Annotated in this window: 21 protein-coding genes; 10 read left to right on the plus strand and 11 right to left on the minus strand. The window is 62.8% G+C overall.

The features are described from left to right. Window positions 1-60 precede the first annotated feature (60 nt). The 3 genes from B6S01_RS05860 to nadB all read left to right on the plus strand — a co-directional run bounded on the left by B6S01_RS05860 (window position 61) and on the right by nadB (window position 2,803). Entirely contained in the window at window positions 61-987 is a 927-nt protein-coding gene (locus B6S01_RS05860; RefSeq protein WP_037464885.1) for an ABC transporter ATP-binding protein, read from the plus strand. Between the two features lie 88 nt (window positions 988-1,075). After that, window positions 1,076-1,177, plus strand: coding sequence for a hypothetical protein (locus tag B6S01_RS21575; RefSeq protein ID WP_234810790.1), 102 nt, complete (start codon window positions 1,076-1,078; stop codon window positions 1,175-1,177). Window positions 1,178-1,198: 21 nt separating this feature from the next. After that, window positions 1,199-2,803, plus strand: coding sequence for an L-aspartate oxidase (nadB, locus tag B6S01_RS05870; protein WP_037464882.1), 1,605 nt, complete (start codon window positions 1,199-1,201; stop codon window positions 2,801-2,803). Here nadB and B6S01_RS05875 read toward each other — a convergent pair whose 3' ends face one another. Further along, window positions 2,804-3,649: an alpha/beta fold hydrolase gene (locus B6S01_RS05875; protein ID WP_037464879.1), complete on the minus strand. Its 846-nt coding sequence runs from the start codon at window positions 3,647-3,649 to the stop codon at window positions 2,804-2,806. 156 nt (window positions 3,650-3,805) lie between these two features. Between B6S01_RS05875 and B6S01_RS05880 the strand changes: the two genes are divergently transcribed. Further along, complete coding sequence (locus tag B6S01_RS05880) at window positions 3,806-4,951, plus strand: serine hydrolase (protein WP_037464876.1); 1,146 nt, start codon at window positions 3,806-3,808, stop codon at window positions 4,949-4,951. 35 nt (window positions 4,952-4,986) lie between these two features. Here the strand turns inward: B6S01_RS05880 and metH are convergent, their stop codons facing one another. From metH to B6S01_RS05900, 4 genes are all read right to left on the minus strand, one after another. Further along, window positions 4,987-7,587 (minus strand): methionine synthase, encoded by a 2,601-nt coding sequence (metH, locus tag B6S01_RS05885; RefSeq protein ID WP_037464872.1) that lies wholly within the window; start codon window positions 7,585-7,587, stop codon window positions 4,987-4,989. A 135-nt stretch (window positions 7,588-7,722) separates the two neighbouring features. Next, on the minus strand, window positions 7,723-8,769 hold the full coding sequence (locus tag B6S01_RS05890; RefSeq protein WP_037464869.1) for a homocysteine S-methyltransferase family protein: 1,047 nt from the start codon (window positions 8,767-8,769) through the stop codon (window positions 7,723-7,725). A gap of 36 nt (window positions 8,770-8,805) precedes the next feature. Then, entirely contained in the window at window positions 8,806-9,723 is a 918-nt protein-coding gene (metF, locus tag B6S01_RS05895; protein WP_037464866.1) for a methylenetetrahydrofolate reductase, read from the minus strand. Then, the gene (locus B6S01_RS05900; RefSeq protein ID WP_037464862.1) at window positions 9,720-10,691 is read right to left on the minus strand and encodes an ArsR/SmtB family transcription factor; all 972 of its coding nucleotides are present in this window, start codon (window positions 10,689-10,691) and stop codon (window positions 9,720-9,722) included. Before B6S01_RS05900 ends, metF begins: the two co-directional genes overlap by 4 nt. A 215-nt stretch (window positions 10,692-10,906) precedes the next feature. Here B6S01_RS05900 and B6S01_RS05905 point away from each other — a divergent pair, with 215 nt between their 5' ends. Continuing rightward, the gene (locus tag B6S01_RS05905) at window positions 10,907-11,134 is read left to right on the plus strand and encodes a hypothetical protein (protein WP_037464859.1); all 228 of its coding nucleotides are present in this window, start codon (window positions 10,907-10,909) and stop codon (window positions 11,132-11,134) included. 178 nt (window positions 11,135-11,312) lie between these two features. On the opposite strand, the gene B6S01_RS05910 is transcribed toward B6S01_RS05905, so the two are convergent. Beyond that, window positions 11,313-11,720 (minus strand): glycine zipper 2TM domain-containing protein, encoded by a 408-nt coding sequence (locus B6S01_RS05910; RefSeq protein ID WP_037464857.1) that lies wholly within the window; start codon window positions 11,718-11,720, stop codon window positions 11,313-11,315. A gap of 278 nt (window positions 11,721-11,998) precedes the next feature. On the opposite strand from B6S01_RS05910, the gene B6S01_RS05915 reads away from it, so the two are divergent. Then, window positions 11,999-12,988: an esterase-like activity of phytase family protein gene (locus B6S01_RS05915; RefSeq protein WP_037464855.1), complete on the plus strand. Its 990-nt coding sequence runs from the start codon at window positions 11,999-12,001 to the stop codon at window positions 12,986-12,988. 78 nt (window positions 12,989-13,066) lie between these two features. On the opposite strand, the gene rpmB is transcribed toward B6S01_RS05915, so the two are convergent. After that, window positions 13,067-13,360 (minus strand): 50S ribosomal protein L28, encoded by a 294-nt coding sequence (rpmB, locus tag B6S01_RS05920; RefSeq protein WP_037464852.1) that lies wholly within the window; start codon window positions 13,358-13,360, stop codon window positions 13,067-13,069. A gap of 154 nt (window positions 13,361-13,514) precedes the next feature. Here rpmB and B6S01_RS05925 point away from each other — a divergent pair, with 154 nt between their 5' ends. Beyond that, window positions 13,515-13,736 carry a hypothetical protein gene (locus B6S01_RS05925; protein ID WP_037464849.1) on the plus strand — a complete coding sequence of 74 codons (222 nt, stop codon included), beginning with the start codon at window positions 13,515-13,517 and terminating at the stop codon, window positions 13,734-13,736. 40 nt (window positions 13,737-13,776) lie between these two features. Continuing rightward, window positions 13,777-14,235, plus strand: a complete 459-nt coding sequence (locus B6S01_RS05930; protein WP_037464846.1) for a nucleoside deaminase — start codon at window positions 13,777-13,779, stop codon at window positions 14,233-14,235. On the opposite strand, the gene B6S01_RS05935 is transcribed toward B6S01_RS05930, so the two are convergent. Next, entirely contained in the window at window positions 14,197-16,098 is a 1,902-nt protein-coding gene (locus B6S01_RS05935) for a hypothetical protein (protein ID WP_037464844.1), read from the minus strand. The genes B6S01_RS05930 and B6S01_RS05935 overlap by 39 nt on opposite strands. A 45-nt stretch (window positions 16,099-16,143) precedes the next feature. Between B6S01_RS05935 and B6S01_RS05940 the strand changes: the two genes are divergently transcribed. Then, complete coding sequence (locus tag B6S01_RS05940; protein ID WP_037464843.1) at window positions 16,144-16,560, plus strand: GtrA family protein; 417 nt, start codon at window positions 16,144-16,146, stop codon at window positions 16,558-16,560. A gap of 3 nt (window positions 16,561-16,563) precedes the next feature. Here the strand turns inward: B6S01_RS05940 and B6S01_RS05945 are convergent, their stop codons facing one another. The 3 genes from B6S01_RS05945 to B6S01_RS05955 all read right to left on the minus strand — a co-directional run bounded on the left by B6S01_RS05945 (window position 16,564) and on the right by B6S01_RS05955 (window position 19,062). Further along, complete coding sequence (locus B6S01_RS05945; protein WP_037464841.1) at window positions 16,564-17,370, minus strand: LytR/AlgR family response regulator transcription factor; 807 nt, start codon at window positions 17,368-17,370, stop codon at window positions 16,564-16,566. Next, window positions 17,367-18,473 (minus strand): sensor histidine kinase, encoded by a 1,107-nt coding sequence (locus B6S01_RS05950; protein ID WP_037464839.1) that lies wholly within the window; start codon window positions 18,471-18,473, stop codon window positions 17,367-17,369. Before B6S01_RS05950 ends, B6S01_RS05945 begins: the two co-directional genes overlap by 4 nt. 106 nt (window positions 18,474-18,579) lie before the next feature. Then, window positions 18,580-19,062, minus strand: a complete 483-nt coding sequence (locus tag B6S01_RS05955) for a winged helix-turn-helix transcriptional regulator (RefSeq protein ID WP_037464836.1) — start codon at window positions 19,060-19,062, stop codon at window positions 18,580-18,582. A 112-nt stretch (window positions 19,063-19,174) separates the two neighbouring features. Here B6S01_RS05955 and B6S01_RS05960 point away from each other — a divergent pair, with 112 nt between their 5' ends. Beyond that, complete coding sequence (locus B6S01_RS05960) at window positions 19,175-21,280, plus strand: RelA/SpoT family protein (protein ID WP_037464833.1); 2,106 nt, start codon at window positions 19,175-19,177, stop codon at window positions 21,278-21,280. The last annotated feature ends 426 nt before the right edge of the window (window positions 21,281-21,706 follow it).

A 21,706-nucleotide genomic window follows, 5' to 3' on the forward strand; every position in this document is an offset into this window, starting at 1 on the left:
GCGACTTCTGAGGGGCATGGCTCTTTCCTTTCGGCCGTGCCTTCCCCACAATAGGCAGCCATGACCGACGCTATCCCCCCAGCCATCGAAATCAGCCACCTCACCAAGGTTTATGCGGGCGGCAAGCGCGCACTGGACGACATCAGCCTGTCGATCCCGCGCGGCCAGATTTACGGCCTGCTCGGCCCCAATGGCGCGGGCAAGTCGACGACGATCAACATCCTCGCCGGACTGGTGAACAAGACCAGCGGGTCGGCAAGGATCTGGGGCTTCGACATCGACCAGAACCCCCGCAACGCCAAGAATTCGATCGGCATCGTGCCGCAGGAGATCGTCTTCGACCCCTTTTTCACACCTTTCGAAACACTGGAAAATCAAGCGGGCTATTATGGCGTGCCCAAGGGACGGCGGCGCTCGATGGAATTGCTGCGCGCCGTCCATCTGGAGGACAAGGCCCACGCCTATGCCCGCACCCTGTCCGGCGGCATGAAGCGACGGCTGCTGGTGGCGAAGGCGATGGTGCACAGCCCGCCCATCCTGGTGCTGGACGAACCCACCGCGGGTGTCGATGTGCAGCTTCGCCAGCAGCTTTGGGAATATGTGCGCGAACTCAACGCGCTCGGCGTGACGATCGTGCTGACGACGCACTATCTTGAGGAAGCCGAGGAGCTGTGCGACCGGATCGGCATCATCAACCACGGCCGCGTCATCACTGACAAACCGACGCGCGAGTTGATCGCGATGGCGCAGGAAAAGGTGGTGCAGGTCACCGTCGATCGCGACATCGCCACGGCGCCGAGCGGGCCCTGTTTCGAGAAGGTGGAGCTTTCGGACCCACGTACGCTGACGATCACCTATATGAAGGACCGCGCCAACGCGGGTCAGGTGCTGAACGCCGTGCAGGCGAGCGGCCTATCCATCGTCGATGTCGTGACGCGCGATCCCGATCTGGAGGATGTGTTCCTCAGCCTGACAACGCCTGCCTAGTGACGGAAGAAAGTCACATTCCCCCTCCCGTTGGCGGAGGGGGCTAGCGCGCCGCGATAGCTATTGCCGCAGCCAAGGCTATTCCATTTTGCGCTTCACCAATGCAGATGTGCTGACGAACATCGAAGGCGTGCTGTCACATATCGGGGCAGCGCTCCCGCAACTGCCCACCCCCGGCCCCTCCCGCTAGCAGGAGGGGAGAGTATCGAATATGCCCACCACCTCTCATGACGTCGTCATCATCGGCTCCGGCGCCGCCGGTCTTACCGCCGCGATCAACCTGGCTCAGGACCGCAAGGTGGTGGTGCTGGCAAAGGCCGCGCTCGACAGCGGCTCGACCAATTGGGCGCAGGGCGGCATTGCCGCGGTGCTTGACGGGGGCGACAGTTTCGAAGCGCATATCGAAGATACGATGGTTGCGGGCGCTGGCCTCAACAATCGCGAAACGGTGGAGTTCGTCGTTTCCGAAGCCCCGGCTGCGATCGAACGGCTGGCTCAGCTTGGCGTGCCCTTCAACGGCGGCGACGAATTTGGCGAACGCTGGCACCTGACACGCGAGGGCGGGCACAGCCACCGCCGCATCGTCCATGTCGACGACGCCACCGGCCACGCGGTTCAGGTCGCGTTGCTCAAGGCCGCACGCGCCAATCCCAACATCACGCTGCTGGAGGATCTGGTCGCCATCGACCTCATCACCAGCCGCCATGGCGAACGCTATTCGGGCGACGGCCATGTCTGGGGCGTCTACGCCTTTAATAAAAAGACCAAGCATGTCGATGCCCTGCTGGGGAAGGCAACGGTCCTCTGCACTGGCGGCGCAGGGCGCACCTACCTCTTTTCAACAGCGCCGCGTGGAGCGACCGGCGATGGCATCGCCATGGCCTGGCGCGCGGGTTGCCGCGTTTCCAACATGGAAATGAACCAGTTTCACCCCACCTGCCTCTATAATCTGGAGGTCAAGAATTTCCTGATCACCGAAGCCGTGCGCGGCGAAGGCGGGCATCTGAAGCTGCCCCCCGGCGTCCCCGGCGGCGGACAGCGTTTCATGGACCGTTTCGACCCACGCGGCGAATTGGCCCCGCGCGATATCGTCGCCCGCGCGATCGACCATGAAATCAAGCGGCTCGGCCTCGACTATGTCCATCTCGACATCAGCCACAAGCCGCCCGAATTTGTCCGCCAGCATTTTCCAACCATTTACACGCGGCTGCTGGACCTGGACATCGACATCACCAAGGAACCGATCCCGGTCGTTCCCGCCCAGCATTATACCTGCGGCGGGGTGGTGATCGACCTTGACGGCCGCACCGACCTGCCCGGCCTCTATGCCGCAGGGGAAGTCACTGAAAGCGGACTGCATGGCGCAAACCGCCTGGCTTCCAACTCGCTGCTCGAATGCCTCGTCTTCGGCGAAGCAGCCGCGCGGCATATCCGGGCCAACTGGGACAGCCTGCCCCCGCCCCCGCCGGTCCTCCCATGGGATGAAAGCCGCGTCACTAATTCCGACGAAGAGGTCATCGTCCAGCATAACTGGAAGGAAATTCGCCGCTTCATGTGGGATTATGTCGGTATCGTGCGCACCACCAAGCGGCTGGAGCGGGCGCAGCACCGCATCGACCTGCTCGCCAAGGAGGTGGACGAATATTACGGCCATTTCCGCGTGACGCCCGACCTGATCGAACTGCGCAACCTGCTGGAAGTCGCGCGGCTGGTCGTCCGCTCGGCGCTCAAGCGGAAGGAGAGCCGGGGATTGCACTACACGCTTGATTATCCCGACATGCTGCCAGCGGCTGTTGATACCGTGCTGGCGCCCTGATCACGCCCGCAGGAAATCCTTGATCATAGCCGCAAAGCGGCTGGGCTGATCAGCCATCACGACATGCCCGCTGGGACCGATCGGCAACAGCCTCACTCCCTTCTTGGCGGCGTAGGCGGCGCGGAAATTGCGGCTGATCGCATTCGCCTGCGCCGGGTCGGACCCCACCGCATAAACCACATCCATTGGCGCATCGATGCGCGCAAGTTGTGGCCCAAGATCGACATTCGCCAGATCCCGAAGCGCGTTGGCAATCACGTCCGGGTCGCTCCCCCTGGCGCCCGGCGCCTGCGCCAATATCTGCCCCAGATAGGCGCGCCCCGCCTTGGTCCCGGTAAAATACTGGCTGATCTGGTCGGCCAGATAGCCCATGCCCTGCGCCGTGCCGCCGACCATGGCCGCGCCTTCGGGCAGCATATCGACGACCATCAGCCGCCCGGCCAGCCCCTTCAGTCCCAGCATCATGGCCAGCGTGCCGCCCATGGAATGACCGACGATCGCCGGACGCGCCAGCCCCGCCGCGCCGATATAGCGGGCGATTTCATCAGCAAGCGGCTGGACCAGCGGTCCCGAGGCGTTGGCGTCCGCCGCCAGCCCGGCAAACCCGCGCACATGGATCAGATGCCACCGATAGCCCGGCACGGCCGCCATCGTCCCGTTCCAGATGCCCGGCCCGCTCCCCAGCCCGGGGATCAACAGCACATCGCGCCCCGTGCCCCGAACCGTCACCGCGATCCGCCGCGATGTGAAGGGCGCGGCCAGCGCCGGACCGCCCAGCATCGCCCAACCTGCCGCAGCCGCTCCGCTCAGCAGCAGCGTCCGCCTATTCAGAAATTCGCCAATCATTGCACCCTCATAGGCGTAGCGCCTTAACCTTGACTGAGCGCAAGGAGCAGGCCGTTCATGCTCCTTACATCGCAATTGTGGAATCATTCGTCGCATGAACCTTGCCAGCCAGAACACCCGCGCCACGAAGAGAGTGGTGGGAGAGCGGGGACGAAAATGAGTGATGGAAATAACGGGCGCGGGTTGCGTCCTGATGGCGGTACGGCCCGCCTCGTCTTGTTGATCGCAGCGCTTTCGGCTTGTGTCAGCGCGCCCGGAGAACCGCAGGCTCGCGCCACGCAGCGGGTGCAACCAACGACATCGACCTTCCCGATCAAGCCGGTCGCCAATCCGCCCAAGCCCTATCAGGCGCTCGCCGTCGATCAGCGCGAAACGCCGCCGCCCGCTTTGGTCAGCGTGGTCCGCAACCTTGGTCAAAGCTTCAACGGAAAGGTTGGCATCGCGGTCCGCCGTATTGGCAGCGACTGGACCGTCGCCTGGAACGGCAACCTTCTCTTCCCGCAGCAAAGCGTGTCGAAACTCTGGGTGTCGATGACCGTCCTCGATGCGGTCGATCGCGGCAAGTTCCGCCTGTCCGACACGACCACGATCACCCGCAAGGATCTTACCCTTTTCCATCAGCCGTCCGCCGGGCTTGTCGGAAGCAGCGGATGGACCACCAGCTATTCCGACCTCATGCGTCGCGCCATGATGAACAGCGACAATACGGCGAACGACACGCTCTTGCGCTCTGTCGGCGGGCCGGAGGCCGTGCGCTCCTATCTCGCCCGCCGTTTTATAAAGGATGTCCGCTTCGGCCCCGGCGAACGGTTGCTGCAGGCGACCGCAGCGGGCCTGGAATGGCGGCAGGATTATTCGATAGGCCGCAATTTCTATGCGGCCCGCGCCCGGCTGCCCATCGAAGCGCGCAAAAGGGCGCTCGACAATTATCTGGCCAGCCCGCCCGACGGAGCAGCGCCTTCGGCCATCGTGCACGCGCTGGCGAAGCTGAAGGAAGGCGACATGCTCTCCCCCGCATCGTCCCAGTTGCTGATGTCGATCATGAGCGAGGCGAAAACCGGACCGCAACGGATCAAGGGCGGCGTACCGGCGGGATGGCGCTATATGCACAAGACCGGCACCGGCCAGGTATTGGGCGCGCGCTCGACCGGCTACAATGATGTCGGCATCATGACCGCGCCCGACGGCACCAGCTATGCTGTGGCGGTTATGATCGGCAGCACGACCGAACCCATACCCGCGCGTTGGGAACTGATGCAGGCGGTCGCCAAGGCGGTCGCCGCCAATCACGAAAAGCGGTAGCGAGACGCGCAGGACGGCGGTTCCCCCGCCGTCCCTCAGTCCAGATTGGGCCGCAACCAGCGCTCCGCCGTTTCCAGATCCACACCGCGCCGCTGCGCATAATCTTCCAGCTGATCGCGCCCGACCCGCGCTACGCCGAAATATTCCGCCTGCGGATGCCCGAAATAAAAGCCGCTGACCGCCGCGGTCGGCAGCATCGCAAAACTTTCCGTCAGCGTGATGCCCGTCGCATGATGCGCATCCAGCATGTCGAACAGCAGCGGCTTCAGGCTGTGCTCCGGGCAGGCCGGATAGCCGGGAGCCGGGCGGATGCCGCGATATTGCTCCTTGATCAGCGCCTCGTTGGTCAGTTGCTCGCCTTCCGCATAGCCCCACAGCGCCGTGCGGACATAATGGTGCAACCGCTCGGCAAAGGCTTCGGCCAGCCGATCAGCCAGCGCCTTGAGCAGGATGTCCGAATAATCGTCGATCGCCGCCTTGAACCGCGCCAGATGCGGCTCGATGCCATGGATCGACACGGCAAAGCCGCCCATCCAGTCGCCGTCATGGCTGATGAAATCCGCCAGGCACATGTTCGCGCGCCCTTCCCGCTTGGCGATCTGCTGGCGCAGCATCGGCAGGCGGACATGCTTTTCATCCTCGACATGGACGATGATGTCATCGCCCTCACGGCGGCAGGGCCACAGGCCGCACACGCCGCGCGCGGTCAGCCACTTCTCGTCGATGATGCGGTCGAGCATCGCCTGCGCGTCCTTGAACAGGCTGGTCGCGCTTTCGCCCACTACCTCGTCTGAAAGGATGGCGGGATAATTGCCCGCCAGTTCCCACGCCCGGAAGAATGGCGTCCAGTCGATATAGTCGCGCAGATCCTTCAGGTCCCAGTCCGGGAAGCGATGCACGCCGGGCAGGCGCGGCTTGCCGGGCTTCAGGCTCTCATCGATCTCGAAAGCGTTGGCGCGGGCATCCTCGATGCTGACCAGCGCGCTCTGCCCCTTGTTGGCGCGGGCGACGCGGACATGCTCATAATCGTCCTTGGTCTTGCGGACGAAGTCGTCCTTCTGCGTCTCCGATACAAGCGCCGTCGCCACGCCCACGGCGCGGCTGGCGTCCAGCACATGCACCACCGGCCCCTCGAACGCCGGGTCGATGCGCAGCGCGGTGTGCACGCGAGAGGTGGTCGCGCCGCCGATCAGCAAAGGCATGGTCATCCCGGCCCGCTGCATTTCCTGCGCCACCGTCACCATCTCGTCCAGCGAGGGGGTGATGAGGCCGGAAAGCCCGATCATGTCGGCGTCATTCTCGTTCGCCGCCTTGATGATGTCCTGCCAGGGCACCATGACGCCCATGTCGACCACATCAAAGCCGTTACACTGAAGCACGACGCCGACAATATTCTTGCCGATGTCATGGACGTCGCCCTTGACCGTCGCCATGATGATCTTGCCTTTGCCCTTGGCGCCCGGTTCCTTCGACGCCTCGATGAAGGGCAGCAGGTGCGCGACCGCCTTCTTCATGACGCGCGCTGACTTCACCACCTGCGGCAGGAACATCTTGCCCGCGCCGAACAGGTCGCCCACGACATTCATGCCGTCCATCAGCGGACCTTCGATCACCTCGATCGGTTTGACGGCGGAAAGTCGCGCTTCCTCCGTATCCTCGACCACATACATGTCGATGCCCTTGACCAGCGCATGTTCCAGCCGCTTGGCGACCGGCCAGCCGCGCCATTCCTGCGCCGCCTTTTCCGACGCAGCATCCTTGCCCTTGTAGCTTTCGGCCAGCGCAACCAGCCGGTCGCCCGCCTCGGGATCGGTGTTCAGCAGCACATCCTCGCACGCCTTGCGCAGCGCCGGGTCGATCGCGTCGTAAACGTCGAGCTGCCCCGCATTGACGATCGCCATGTCCAGCCCCGCGGGAATGGCGTGGTACAGGAACACCGAATGCATCGCCCGACGCACAGGCTCATTGCCACGGAAGGAGAAGGAGAAGTTCGACAGCCCGCCCGAAATATGGACATGCGGGCAGCGCGCCTTGATCTCCCGGCACGCCTCGATGAAATCAACGCCGTAATTATTATGCTCCTCGATCCCCGTCGCCACCGCGAAAATATTGGGGTCGAAGATGATGTCCTCGGGCGGAAAGCCGATGGTCATCAGCAGCTTGTAGGCCCGCTCGCAAATCTCGACCTTGCGCTCCTTCGTGTCGGCCTGGCCCCTCTCGTCAAAGGCCATGATAACCGCCGCCGCGCCATAGGCCATGCATTTGCGGGCATGGCCCAGAAAGGCCTCTTCGCCCTCCTTCATGCTGATCGAATTGACGATCGGCTTGCCGGACACGCATTTCAGCCCCGCCTCGATCACTTCCCATTTGGAACTGTCGATCATCACCGGCACGCGACTGATGTCCGGTTCCGACGTCATCAGCTTGAGGAAGGTCGTCATCGCCTCGACCGCGTCGAGCAGCCCTTCGTCCATGTTGACGTCGACGATCTGCGCGCCATTTTCGACCTGATCGCGCGCGATATCGATGGCCGCGGCGTAATCGCCCGCCATGATCAGCTTCTTGAACTTGGCCGATCCGGTGACGTTGGTGCGTTCACCGATGTTGACGAAAGTGGCGGTGGATTGCGTGGTCATTTCAATGCCTTCCCCCTCTCCCCTTAGGGAGAGGGCCGGGGAGAGGGGGAGATGCGCCACCCCTCAGTTGTCATCCTGAAGAGGAAGCGCCCGCCCCCTCTCCCAACCCCCTCCCCAAGGGGAGAGGGCTAAAACTTATGCCGCGATGTGCATGGGCTCCAGCCCGGCCAACCGCGTCACCACCGGCAGTTCCGGCACTTGCCTGGGCTTATGCCCCGCCAGCGCCTTCGCCACCGCACCGATATGCGCGGGCGTCGTGCCGCAGCAGCCGCCGACCATATTCACCAGCCCCTCATCTACCCACTGGCGGATCAGCGAAGCGGTCGTTTCCGGCAACTCGTCATATTGCCCTAGCTCATTGGGCAGCCCCGCATTGGGATAGGCCAAAATCAGCGTATCGGCATTCTTCGCCAGTTCGCTGAGATAAGGCCGCAGCAAGTCCGCCCCAAAGGCGCAATTCACCCCGATGGTCAGCGGCTTCAAATGCCGCAGCGAATACCAGAAGGCATTGATCGTATGCCCCGACAGGTTGCGCCCGGACATGTCGGTAATCGTAAAGCTCAGCATCAGCGGCACCGGCCGCCCCGCCGCCGCCTCGGCCTCCCGCGCCGCCATGCCCGCCGCTTTGGCGTTCAGCGTATCGAAGCAGGTTTCGACCAGCAGAAAGTCTACCCCGCCCTCGATCAGCGCATCGCACTGCTCGCGATAGTCGGCCTTCAACGTATCATAATCGACCTCGCGATAGGCCGGGTCGTTCACATCCGGCGAGATCGAAAGCGTCTTGTTCGTCGGCCCGATGGAGCCCGCCACGAAACGCGGCCGCCCATCCTTCGCCGTGGCCGCCTCGCACGCCCTGCGAGCGATCTGCGCAGCCGCGATGTTGATCTCCCGCACCAGATGCTCGCAGCCATAATCGGCCATCGCGATCTTGGTGGACGAAAAGGTGTTCGTCTCGATCATGTCGGCGCCCGCATCGAGATAGGCGGTATGGATGCCCTCGACGATATCCGGCCGGGTCAGGCACAGAAGGTCGTTATTGCCCTTCTGGTCCTTCGCCAGATCGAGCGACCCGCGATAATCCGCCTCGGTCAGCCCATGCTTCTGGATCGACGTGCCATAGCCGCCGTCGAAAATCATGATCTTCTCCGCAGCCACGGCGCGGAATCTTTGTTCAGCGTTCATCTCAAAACTCCGTTCGCCCTGAGCCTGTCGAAGGGCTCATGCCGGCCTAAGCCCAAGCAGATGGCAGATCGCATAGCTCAGCTCGGCCCGGTTGAGCGTATAGAAATGGAAGTCGCGCACGCCGCCCGCATAGAGCTTGCGGCACAGTTCCGCCGCCAGCGTCGCCGACACCAGCTGTCGCGCGGCGGGCAGGTCGTCCAGCCCTTCGAACAGCTTGCCCATCCAGCCTGGCACGTCCGTATTGCACATGGCCGACATGCGCTGGACCGCCGCGAAATTGCTGACCGGCATGATCCCCGGAATGATCTCCGCGTCGATCCCCGCCGCCGCCACCGTGTCGCGGAAGCGGAAGAAGGTTTCCGGCTCAAAGAAGAATTGCGTGATCGCCCGGCTCGCGCCCGCGTCCAGCTTGCGCTTCAGATTGTCGATATCGCTCTGGGCGCTGGCCGCATCGGGGTGCGTCTCGGGATAGGCCGCCACCGAAATCTCGAAGGGGTGCCGCTTGCGCAGCCCTTCGACCAGTTCCGCCGCGCCCTTATAGCCTTCCGGATGCGGCTCGAAATGCTTGCCCGCTTCCGGCGGATCGCCGCGCAACGCGACGATATGGCGCACGCCCGCGTCCCAATAGGCGTCCACCACCTCGTCAATCTCGGCCTTGCTCGCAGCGACGCAGGTCAGGTGCGCGGCGGCGGAGAGGGGCGTTTCCTTCGCGATCCGCGCCACCGTGTTATGCGTCCGCTCCCGCGTCGATCCGCCCGCACCGTAGGTCACCGACACGAACTTCGGCGCCAGCGGCGTCAGCGTCTCGATCGCCGACCAAAGCTGCTCTTCCATCTTCTCCGTCTTGGGCGGGAAAAATTCGAAGCTCACATTCAGGTCGCCCGCAAGGTCCGCATAGAGCGGCGCTTGCCAAGCCCGCGCGGCCTCTTCGACGGAGGGGAAGGAAAGTGTCATGCGGAAAGTCGTCCTTCATGTCGCAGGATGCGCGCGCCAAGACGCCGCCCCAGCCATAATTGCACCGTCAATTCCTGGCCGGGCAGCACTTCCACCCGTTCCAGTTCCAGGCCCGCCTGCGCGAACCAGCTTTCGATCTGCTCGTCGGAAAAGCCAAGCCGCGCATGTTGATCGCGCAACCGCAGCTCTTCCCTCTCATGCGCGGCAAAGTCAGCGATCAGCACCCGGCCGCCCGCCGCCATGACCCGCGCCGCCTCGGCAATTACCGTTTCGGGCGCCTGCGCATAGTGCAGAACCTGGTGCAGCACCACCGTGTCAATGCTTCCCGCCTCCAACGGAAGCGCGCCAAAGTCGCCCAGCACCAGCGCATATTTATCCCCGGCATCGTGCGGCAGCTTCGCCCGCGCCAGCCGCAGCATGTCGGGACTGCGATCCAGCGCGGTCACCTGCTCCGCCGACGGGCCAAACAGCTCGATCATCCGCCCGGTCCCGGTGCCGATATCCAACAGATGCCCAATCGCCTCGGTGCCCAGCAGCGCCGTCATCGCCGCCTCGACATCCACATCGGGCACATGCATCGACCGGATGGCGTCCCATTCCTCGGCATGTTCGGCGAAATAGCTTTCCGCCGCGCGCGAACGGTCCGCCCGCACGGCCGCCAGACGCGCCAGGTCCGCCTTCTGCCACAAATCCTCGCTTTCAGAAGGAACCAGCTGATCGAAAAGGGTCAGGAAAGGCGCGATCGCCGCCGCTTTCCCCAGCCGCAGAAAAACCCAATTGCCTTCCTTGCGCCGCTCGACCAGACCCGCTTCGGCCAGGATACGGACATGGCGGGACACGCGCGGCTGGCTTTGGCCCACGACCTGCGCGATTTCGCCCACCGCCAACTCCATCGCGCGCAGCAGATAGATGATGCGCAGGCGCGTCGGATCGCTCAAGGCCCTGAAAATGTCGAGTGCGGCGCTCATGGGTCATGCATATAAAGAAATCTTTATATACGTCAATGGCAATGGCCCGGATTGCCCCATCTGTCTGAGCCAAAGCCCGTAAATTGGCGAGTCGCATGAATGGGATTGCCATGCGTAGCCCAATTCATTACGAATCGGCCCCGCAGGCGCAAAGGGGGGTGAACTTTTCTCCGAGAGTGGTCTGCACTGTTTTTTTCTCTGAGAGGGGTTTGCCCATGTCCAAGTCGATTGCTCTTTCGCTCGTTTTCGCCGCGTCGCTCGGCCTCGCTGCTTGCTCGGGCAATGCCGACAACGCCGCCAATGTTGCCGACAACGCTGCCGACAACGCGGTGAACGCTGCCGACAACGCCATGATGGCTGCTGAAAACGCCGCCATGAGCGCTGAGAACGCCGCTGAAAACGCCAGCAACGCTGCCGACAACGCCGTTTCGAACGCGATGTAATTTCCCTTTCGGGATTTTATGGAAACAGGGCCGCGCCGGCGACGGAGCGGCCCTTTTCTTTGATTACCGGGCTATTGAAGGCGCCACGGGCGACCCCGCTGCTCCCATCGTGCCGCCGCCATGAAAAAAGGGCCGCCCGATCGAGCAGCCCTTCTTCCTCACATTACCGCAAGCCCGATCAGCAATCGCGATCGATCGCCCGGCCGGCCAGCGCGCCCACACCTGCGCCGACAATCGCGCCCGTGGTGCCGTCGCCGCGTCCATAACGGCCGCTGCCCTTGCCGATTTCGTTGCCGAGCAAGCCGCCCGCGATCGCACCGATGATGGTGCCGCCCGTACCGTTGTCGCGACAGCGATAGCCGCCCCGGTAGCCGCGATAATAATTGTTCCGATAATAGCGGTCGCCGCGATAGCCGCGATAATAATCGCCCCGGTAACCGCGATGGCCGCGGTCGCCCCGATAATAATCGCCGCGCTCATAACGGCCCCAGCCATCGCGCGCCTGGGCCGGAGCCGCGGTCACGGCAAAAGATGCAGCGCCCATTGCCAGCGCCGCCCCCATATTGATCAGAAACTTGGTTTTCATGGCGTTGCTCCTCAAAATCTTGCCATCGATCCGGGTGCTTTCGTTAAGGCTGCACCATCGATTACACCCTTTTTGCCTGATTCGCATTGAGCCGAGCCTGAATGGCCGTGTCAGCCACCATTCAGCAAAAACCATCGCTCGTCCACGCGCTTGCCACGGCCTGCTCCCCTCTCCGGCCAAGCGCCTGCCCAGGCAAAAAACGGCCCATGTCCCGCACCCGGACGGGCTGGTCCGGCAAGGCCATTGGTAAGCAGGCGTGATTTGCCTATGGCGAGGCGATGCGCCGAATTTTGATCGTCCTGCTTCTTGCGATCCTGCTGTTGCCAGCGCCGCACAAGAACAAGCCCGAACTGTTCGGCCCGGGCCCGCTGCTGGTGACGGCACGGGCGCTGCCCTTGAACGCATCGGACCCGGCTGTCCGCAGTGTCGGGATGCTGGACTATCTTGGCGGGTGGCAACTGCGCAGTCCCCATCGCGGCTTTGGCGGCATCTCCTCCCTTCTGGTTCAGGGCGAAGGCCAGGTGCTGGCGCTAAGCGACTCCGGCACGCTGATGGGCTTCACGCTTCATCCGGGCCGGGACAGCCGCCGTCCCTTCATCGCGCCCCTGCCCGTCCGACGCCAGGATGCAGCCCAGCCATGGTGGGCGTGGGATTCGGAGGCGATGGCCCACGACCCGGTCACGGGTCGCTACTGGGTGGGATTTGAAATGCTTCAGCGCATCTGCCGCTATGCGCCGGGCTTCTCGCGCGTGGAGGCCTGCCGCACCTGGCCAGAGATCGAGGCATGGCCGAAAACCGGGTCCATCGAATCCATGGCGCGCCTGCCGGATGGCCGTTTTCTCGTCATCGCAGAGATGGGTATGCGCGGGGATGGCAGCCATGACACGCTGCTGTTTGATGGAGACCCGGCGGACAGCGCCACCCCATCGCCCCTGCATCTGCGCTATGTGCCACCCAGGGGCTACAGGCCCACCGACGCCGTCGCACTGGATGATCGCCGCCTGCTGGTGCTCAATCGCCGCGTTACGCTAAAGAGCCTGTTCACAGCCACCCTCGCCACCATCGAACTGCCCGTCACGCCCAGACCCGACGACCGCCTGTGGGCGCGACCCATCGCCAGGCTTGCGCCCCCGCTGCTGGCCGACAATTTCGAAGGGATCGCGGTCACCCGCGAAGGCGGAAGGACGATCGTCTGGATCGTCTCTGACGACAATCACGAATTTTTCCAGCGCACCCTGCTGCTGAAATTCGCGCTCCGTTCCCGCTGACCATCATCATCGCCAGCCGCCACGCAAAAAAGCGGCCCGTTGCCAGGCCGCTTCTTAAACCGAAACGAATCGAAGTAATCAGGCGGCGACGGCAGCCTGCTTCTTCACGATGTCGCGCTTCAGGCGGCGAGCCTTCAGCGACAGCTTTTCATCGCTGGTCTTGAGCAGCCAGTTGTCGAGGCCGCCATTATGTTCGACCGAACGCAGGCCGTGCGTCGATACGCGCAGCTTCACGGTCGTTTCCAGCGTCTCGGAAATGAGCGACACGTTCTGCAGGTTGGGCAGGAACACGCGCTTGGTCTTGTTATTGGCGTGGGAAACATTGTGACCCACCTGGCGGCCCTTGCCGGTCAGTTCGCAAATGCGCGACATAGTCAATCAACCTTGTAGTTCATGTTCGTTCGGAAAGCGGCGCCACTAACCGGATTCCCGGTCCCCGTCAAGCCGCCTGCCCCAGGATCGAATCGCTTTCGCAACCCTTTCCAACCCTGGGACGTTTGTTGCGCATAGATCATAGGAGAGCGCAATGCGACTCATTGGCGGCTTGTTGCTGATTGTGCTGCTGGTACTGGCCGGAGGCATCGCCACCGGCTTCATCGACCTGCAGAAAACCCAGGAGGGCAGCCTGCCGAAAATCGCCGTGGAAGGCGGGCAATTGCCAAAATTCCAGGCGGATGTGGCAAAGGTCGAAGTCGGAACGCGCAACGAAACGGTGGAAGTGCCAACGGTGGACGTCAAAAAGCCCTGATCATTCCGCAGGCGCGAAACATGCTGTAGAGGCGGTCTCGATGAGTCCGCCCTTCCCTCTTCCAGCGCCTATGCGCCGCGCGCTTGATCTGGCCAGCGCGGCCGAGTGCGCTGGCGAAGTCCCTGTCGGCGCAGTGGTGACCCGCGACGGACAGATCGTCGGCGAGGGCGAAAACCGCAACCGTCGCGACTGCGATCCCACGGCGCACGCGGAAATCGTCGCCATGCGCGCGGCAGCAGCCAGGCTGGGCGATTTCCGCCTCACCGGCTGTGACCTCTGGGTGACGCTGGAACCCTGCCCCATGTGCGCAGGGGCCATTTCTCACGCCCGCATCGCCCGCCTCTTTTACGGCGCATCCGATGCAAAGGGCGGCGCGATAGAACAGGGGCCACGTCTCTTCACCCAGCCCCAATGCCTGCACCGGCCGGAAGTTTATGGCGGGATAGGTGAAACAGAGGCTTCAACGCTGCTGAAGGACTTCTTCGCCGCCCGGCGCTGAATAGTCGATCCGATAGAGCGTATAAGGCAGGGCAAAGCCACTCTTGAGCGATACCGGGTGCAGCCAGCCAGGCGTCTCCCCGCGCATCAGTCCAGCGTAGAAGCCGCGCGGGCTACGTGACTGATAGATGGTGCCTTCAGGGAAGCCGGGGCAGATCAGCAGGTAGGTGGCGTGATGCCGCGCCGCGATCGGGCGGAAGGCATCGGGCGATCCGTCAAAGGCACGGTGCAGGTCCAGAATCACCTTGCCGTTGCGATGATAGGGTCCGGCAAGCGCGCTGTGATGCGTCGTCGCGATGATGCGCGGCCCCAGATCGACCATGGTGAATATGGTGGCGGGTGGAAGCTGGTTCAGCACCTCTAGCGCGGGCAACGACCGGCAACGGCCATTGGCTTTGTTGATCGCCTGTCGCCTAGCCTTGCGGCCCGGTTGCTCGGCCTTCGGCTTTTCATCGGATATCGCCGCCCAAAGCTGGTTCATCTGCGGATAAAGCGGCGTCGCAAAGGCCGCCGTAGCGAGCAACGCGGTTGCAACAACGCCCAGCAGCCGGACCAATGGCCGCCCGAAGATGACCGCCCGGATCACCCGATGCGCGGCCCATGCCGCCGCCGGGATCGCCAGCAACTGCGCCGCCGGCCCCGCGCGCAACTGCCAGAATAGCAGGGCGGTGGAAAAGAGCATCATCAACCCCACCGTCGCCCACGCCCACAGCCGGTCGCTGTCCCGGCGCGATTCCCACAAGGCCCAGATCAGGCCGAACAGGCCCGCCACCGGGATCGCCATCAACGGCACGACCAGGCTGCGCGCCTGCGCGGTGATGGGCTTGGCTTCGCGGATGTTGGAAAGCCACAGCTGCTCCAGTTCGGGCGAAATCTGATAGGCGCCCGTCAGGCATTGCGGCCAGTTGAGCCAGGCAAAGGCCGCGACCGCTGCGCCAACGACGACGCCAGCAGCCAGCCGGGCAGGCCAGCTACGTAGCGGCAGCACCGCCAGCAGCGTCATGCCCGCGCCTGCCGCTGCAAATATCGCGACCCAGATAGGCGAGATCGCGTCGCATACCATCTGGCGATTGGCGTAGCTGGCAAAGAGCAGGAAGAGGATAGAGACCGATCCGGCAAGGCTCAGCGCATAGGGCAGCATCCGCCTCCCGGCCCCCTCCTTGAACACCCAGCGCAGCGCGATCAGCGCCCCGCCCGCCGCCAGATAGACGATCATTTCCATGCCGATGGCGATGGACAGCGCGCTGCTCACTCCGGCGATCACCCCGCCACGCAGCCAGTTGCGGTCGATCAGCCCCGCCAGCATCGTCACGACCAGCGCCAACTGCCAGCCATGATGATCGACGCGCATCGGCACGAACATGCTGATGCCCATCTGCGCGGCAAAGGGCGCAAGCGCGGCCAATATCCAGCCATTGCCCCCCGCCAGCCGCCGCGCAATGAAGCCAAGCGCCAGCATCAGCGGCAATAGCGGGATCATCGGCGCAATCGCGCAGGCGAGCCGGTCGGCAAGCCCTTGCTCCACGAACGCGCGAAAAAACAGCATCAGGGCAGCGAGCGGCAGATCGACCAAGCGGGACCAGTGAATGTTGAACCCCGCGGGCGGATCCAGCCGATACTGCCTCAGGTCGTACCAGCCCTGCCCCGCCAGCCAGTCCCTCACCTGAACGAAGCGGATATTGTCGTCCGTATCGTTGAGTGTCAGCCAATGGACCGAAGGCCAGCGCGAGTAGAGCAGCCACGCCACGGCCACGAGCCACAACAGGAAGGTCAGCCATTTCCAGTGCCGTTCTGCCCCGGCGGACAGGCAGGTCAGGGCGCGCCGGACAGGTCCGCGCAGGGCAAGGCTACTTTGCAAGTTCATGGCGGGTGGATTAGAGGCTCCGCATCAAATCGCAACGGGGCCTTCATGAAATTGCTGTCACGACTGCCGCCGGAAAGACGGGCCCTGTTCTGGCAGGTCGTGCGCTATGGCATCAGCGGCCTGTTCATCACCGCCTGCCAGGCAGTGGTTTACTGGACGCTCGCAGCGCTGGCCGGATGGCACCCGCAGGTTGCCAATGGGATCGGCTATCTGGCTGCGGTCATGATCGGCTATGTGACGCACAGCGCCTTTACCTTCCGCGGCCAGGGCGGCGATGGCAATCACGCCGCGCGGGGCGTGAAGTTCGTAGTTGTGTCGTTGCTCAGCTATGCGCTGAACGCCCTATGGGTATTCCTCTGCGTCACCCATATGCGATGGCCGGAATGGTCGCCCATCCCGGCCATGATCTTCGTGACCCCGGCGGTGATGTTCGGCATCAACCGGCAATGGGTTTTCCGTTGAAACTTAATGCACGAACCGGGCGACGACGTCCCTGTAGGAACGGCTGACCTTCACCTGCGCGCCCGACTCCAGCACCAGGAAACATTCCCCATTGGTATGCGGCTTCACCTGCCGCACCTGGCTCAGATTGACGATCGTCGACCGATGCACCCGCTGGAAATTCCTGGGATCCAGTCTTTTCTCCAGATCCTTCATGGTTTCGCGCAAGATCAGCGAATTGTCGGCGGTATAGATACACATATAATCGCCCGCCGCGTCGATCCGCTCGATCGAATCGACATCCACACGGAATATCTGTCCCCGATCCTTGATGTTGATGAGCTTTTCGAAGCGATTGGACGACGGCGCATCCTCATCGCCGCCGGCGTTGAACTCGGTCATCGCATCCGGCGCAACTTCCGCCAGCACCTCGCGCAGTTTTTCCGCTTCCTGCACCTGCTTCTTTTCGGACAGACGCTGCCGCACACGGTCCAGCGCATCGGCGAGGCGGCCTTCGTCCACCGGCTTCATCAGATAATCGACCGCCTGCGCTTCAAAGGCGCGGATCGCGTGATCGCTATAGGCGGTGCAGAAAATGAACAGCGGCGGTTCGACTTCCATCAGCCCCTGGACAACCGAAAAGCCGTCGAATCCAGGCATTTGGATGTCAAGGAACACAAGGTCGGGTTTATGCGTCTTGATGGCGCGAATGGCTTCGCGGCCGTTCGAGCATGTTTCTACGATTTCGACATCCTCATGCGCTTCCAGACGCAGCTTGAGGCCTTGGATAGCCAGGCTTTCGTCATCGACGAGGATTGTTCTTATGGTCATGCGGCCACTTTCGATGGTTCATCCAGGTTAAGCGGCATTTCGATCTGGACCGAGAAGCCGCTCGGCGTGGAACGCGTTTCAAAGCTCTGTCGTTCCCCGAACGCCTGAATCAGGCGATCGCGGATGTTTGCCAGGCCAACGCCTGTCCCTTCGCTCAGAGGAGTGTTTGGACGCATGAACCCCTCGTTCAATCCCGGACCGGTATCCGATACGATGACCCGGACGTTTTCACCGGCAGGCTGCGCCGTAATGGATATTTCCGCCCCTTCTTCCTTGGGGGTAACCGCATATTTGATCGCGTTTTCAACCAACGGCTGGAGAAGCAGGGAAGGCAGCCGCGACTGGGCCACTGCCGGGTCAATGTTAAAGACGGGTCGCAACCTGTCCTCGAACCGCATCTTCTCGATCTCAAGATAGAGCTTCAACGTCTCCACCTCCTGTTCGATGGTCACCTGCGCGGTGGGTTCGTTGATAAGCGTATAGCGCAGGAACGAGGACAGGCGCGAGAGCATCGCATTGGCCCGATCCGTCTGCTTCAATAGCACAAGCGTCGATATGCTGTTGAGCGTATTGAACAGAAAATGCGGATTGAGCTGATAGCGCAGCATGGCCAGTTGCGCGCTGGAAGCCTGATTTTCAAGGCGCAGCAGTTGGTCTGCCTGTTCCTCTACCGTCAGGTAGAAGTTGATGGCGTAATAGAGCGCCGACCAAGCGCCCAGCAGGGTGATGCTGAGATAGAAGGCGCCAAGGAACAACTGCAGCCCCGCTGTCTCGCTCGCACGATTCTGGGTGGAAAAGACCCATGCGTCGATGAACGCCACCAGCCCCGCCGCCACGACTACAGTTACGATCGAGGCGCCCCAGGTGACGATAGGACGCTGCTTTTGCAAAAACCGGAAGATCACCGCGATCAGCAATGTGACCGAATAGCCGGTCACGGTAGAGATCATCACGGGGATCAGGCTGGAGAGCGGCTGGCCATTGGCGATGGTTGATGAACCCCGCAACAGGAAGGCGCCCGCCCACCCCGCCGATTGCAGGTTCCAGAAGGCGCGGTTCTTGTCAGCGAAGAAGGGCTGAGGCTGGATGCGATGCACAGACATTGGCGCCAGCCTAGAACATCCGGCAAAAAAGTGGGAACCGCTTTTTTGTGAAGGGGCTCAACCGCCCAGTGCAACGTGCATGCCTCGACTGCGCGCCGTCGCCACGTCAGGCGGCTGCGGCCGACTCCTCATCCATCGGAGTGATCTCGTCCGGGCACAGCCATACCAGGTCGCTCAGTTCAAGCGGCCGCCCATCATGCGCCTGGATGGTCATCTTCCGGATCGGCTGGCCATCGCGCCGGTCCGCCAGCACCTGACAGGACACCGGACCACAGCCCCACTTTTCCCCCCATTGCCGCAGCGCGATCATCACGGGCGCGAGTTCCCGGCCCTTTTCGGTCAGGCGATATTCGATCTTGCGCCGGTCGCACTGCATCGGCTGACGCAGCATGATGCCATTTTCCACCAGCCGCGCCAGGCGATTGGCCAGGATGTTGCGGGCTATGCCCAGGGTCGATTGAAATTCCTCGAAATGCCGGATGCCGGACAGGGCGCCCCGCAAGATAAGAAACGACCAGCGTTCGCCCATAGCCTCCAGCGCGCTCGGGAGCGCGCATTGTTCCAGATCTTGCGCCAGAATGTGCTTCATCGTCCCGCCTAGATAGCTCAAAGCCACAGCCGTTGCAAAAGCGCAGCTATTTTAAGGCAAGATGGGATTTTTTTGTTGCACAGCAAGATGCTTCCCGGACAATCGGACTACGATGCTGCGTCAATATGAACTTGTTGAGCGTGTGAAGCGCTACGATCCCGATGCGGACGAGGCGATGATCAACCGCGCCTACGTCTTTTCCGTCCAGAAACACGGGTCGCAGAAACGCGCCAGCGGCGACCCTTATTTCAGTCACCCGATTGAGGTTGCGGGCATTCTCACCGATTTCAGCCTGGACGATCAGACCATCGTCACGGCGCTGCTGCACGACACGATCGAAGACACGCTCGTCACCTATGAGGAGATTGAAAGCGCGTTCGGCAAGGATGTTGCGCGCATGGTCGATGGCGTCACCAAGCTATCCAAGATCGAAGCGATGTCGGAAAATGAGCGGGCGGCGGAAAACCTCCGCAAGTTCCTGCTCGCCATGTCCGACGACATCCGCGTGCTACTGGTCAAGCTCGCCGACCGCCTCCACAATATGCGCACGCTGCATTTCATCAAGAATGAGACCAAGCGCCGCCGCATCGCCCGGGAGACGATGGACATCTATGCGCCGCTCGCCGAGCGGATCGGCATGTACGACTTCATGCGGGAAATGCAGCTGCTCGCTTTCCGCGAGCTGGAGCCGGAAGCCTATGACAGCATCACCAAGCGACTGGAGCAGCTGAAGGAAGGGGGCCATGACAAGGTCGACCGGATCGGCGCCGAATTGCAGTTGTTGTTGGGCAGCAACGACCTGTCCGTCACCGTCTCGGGCCGGGAAAAGCACCCCTTCTCCATCTGGAAGAAGATGCAGGAGCGGCACATCAGCTTCGAACAGCTGACCGATGTCATGGCGTTCCGCGTCATCACTGAAACGACCGAGGATTGCTACCAGGCGCTGGGCGTCATCCATCAGACTTACAAGATGGTGCCGGGGCGGTTCAAAGATTATATCTCCACCCCCAAGCGCAACGGCTACCGTTCGCTTCACACGACAGTCATTCATCAGGACAATGCCCGCATCGAGGTGCAAATCCGCAGCCGCGACATGCATCATGATGCGGAACTGGGGCTGGCGGCGCATTGGGCATACAAGCAGAAGGGCGATGCGGGCGACCATCATGCAGCGTGGCTGCGCGACCTGGTCGAGATACTGGAACAGAGCCAGGACGCCGACGAGCTGCTCGAACATACACGCATGGCGATGTATCAGGACCGCATCTTCGCCTTTTCCCCCAAGGGCGAGCTGCACCAGCTGCCCAAGGGATCGACCCCGGTCGATTTCGCCTATGCCGTCCACACATCACTGGGCAACCAGACGGTCGGCGCAAAGGTCAATGGCCGGGTGGTTCCCCTGCGTACGCCGCTGGAGAATGGCGACCAGGTCGAGATCCTGAAATCGGAAGGCCAGGAGCCGCAACCGGGCTGGCTGACCTTTGCCGTTACGGGCAAGGCGCGGGCGGCCATCCGCCGCTTCATCCGGCAGAAGCAGCGCGGCGAGGAAATCGCGCTCGGTGAAAAGCTGTATGACGAAATCATCGGCCGCCTTTCCCCGGAACTGGCCAGCGAATTGGGAGAGAAGGCGCTCAAGGCCGCGCTCAAACGCCTGAAGCTTGAAGATCGCGGCGCGCTGATGATCGCCATCGCCACCCATCGCCTGCGCGATTCAGAGGTCATGGAAGCCCTTGTGCCAGGATCGACGAGCGCGGAGGGCATGGAAGAAGCCCATCCACGTCAGCATGCTCCGGTGTCGATCCGCGGCCTGACGCCGGGCATCGCCTATCATCTGGGCGACTGCTGCCACCCCGTGCCCGGCGACCGCATCGTCGGCGTGCGCCGCACCGGCGAACCGATCGAGGTCCACACGATCGACTGCCGCTCGCTCGAGGCCGGGCAGGACGACGATTGGATCGACCTCGCCTGGGACAGCAAGTCGAAGGGCGGCACCGCCCGCCTCCAGGTCATCGTCAAGAACCAGCCCGGTGCGCTGGCCGCCGTCGCCAATGTGTTCGGCGCGACCAAGGCGAACATCCTCAACTTGCAACTGGTGAACCGCGAAGGCCCCTTCCACACCGACATCATCGACCTGGAAGTCGCCGACGCCCAGCATCTGAACCGCATCCTCTCCGCCCTCCGCGCACTGGAAACGGTGGCGCAGGCGGACCGGGTGTAGGGCGGGATGAAGCGGAACTGCTGCCTCCCCCGTCACCCCGTCACCCCGTCATCCCGTCATCCCGGACTTGATCCGGGGTCCCGCTATTCTCTCATCCGCAAATCGAAAAGCCCAAGCGGCACCGCCACCCCGCTCCCAACCTAACCCACCCAAACTGTCACCCCACAGCCACGCCCCCTACAAAAAGCATCCTATTACCGCCGTACCGACCCATTCTCGCTGTCCTACACCACCCCAACCCGCCTATCGCAGCCCAGTCTTTGAAATGTCCAACCGCCTCCCACGCCGCCTACGCGCGCCTGCGTACGCGCGCGCATACACTGTGAACTTCGGGCAAAAACCTCGCTTTTCCGCGCCTCTCCCGAACCGCTCCAGATTCCGCGTGACAGAAAGCGTCCTATTCTGTAGGTGCGCCGCCAGCAGACT

The organism is Sphingobium herbicidovorans, assembly GCF_002080435.1.
Taxonomy (GTDB): Bacteria; Pseudomonadota; Alphaproteobacteria; order Sphingomonadales; family Sphingomonadaceae; genus Sphingobium; species Sphingobium herbicidovorans.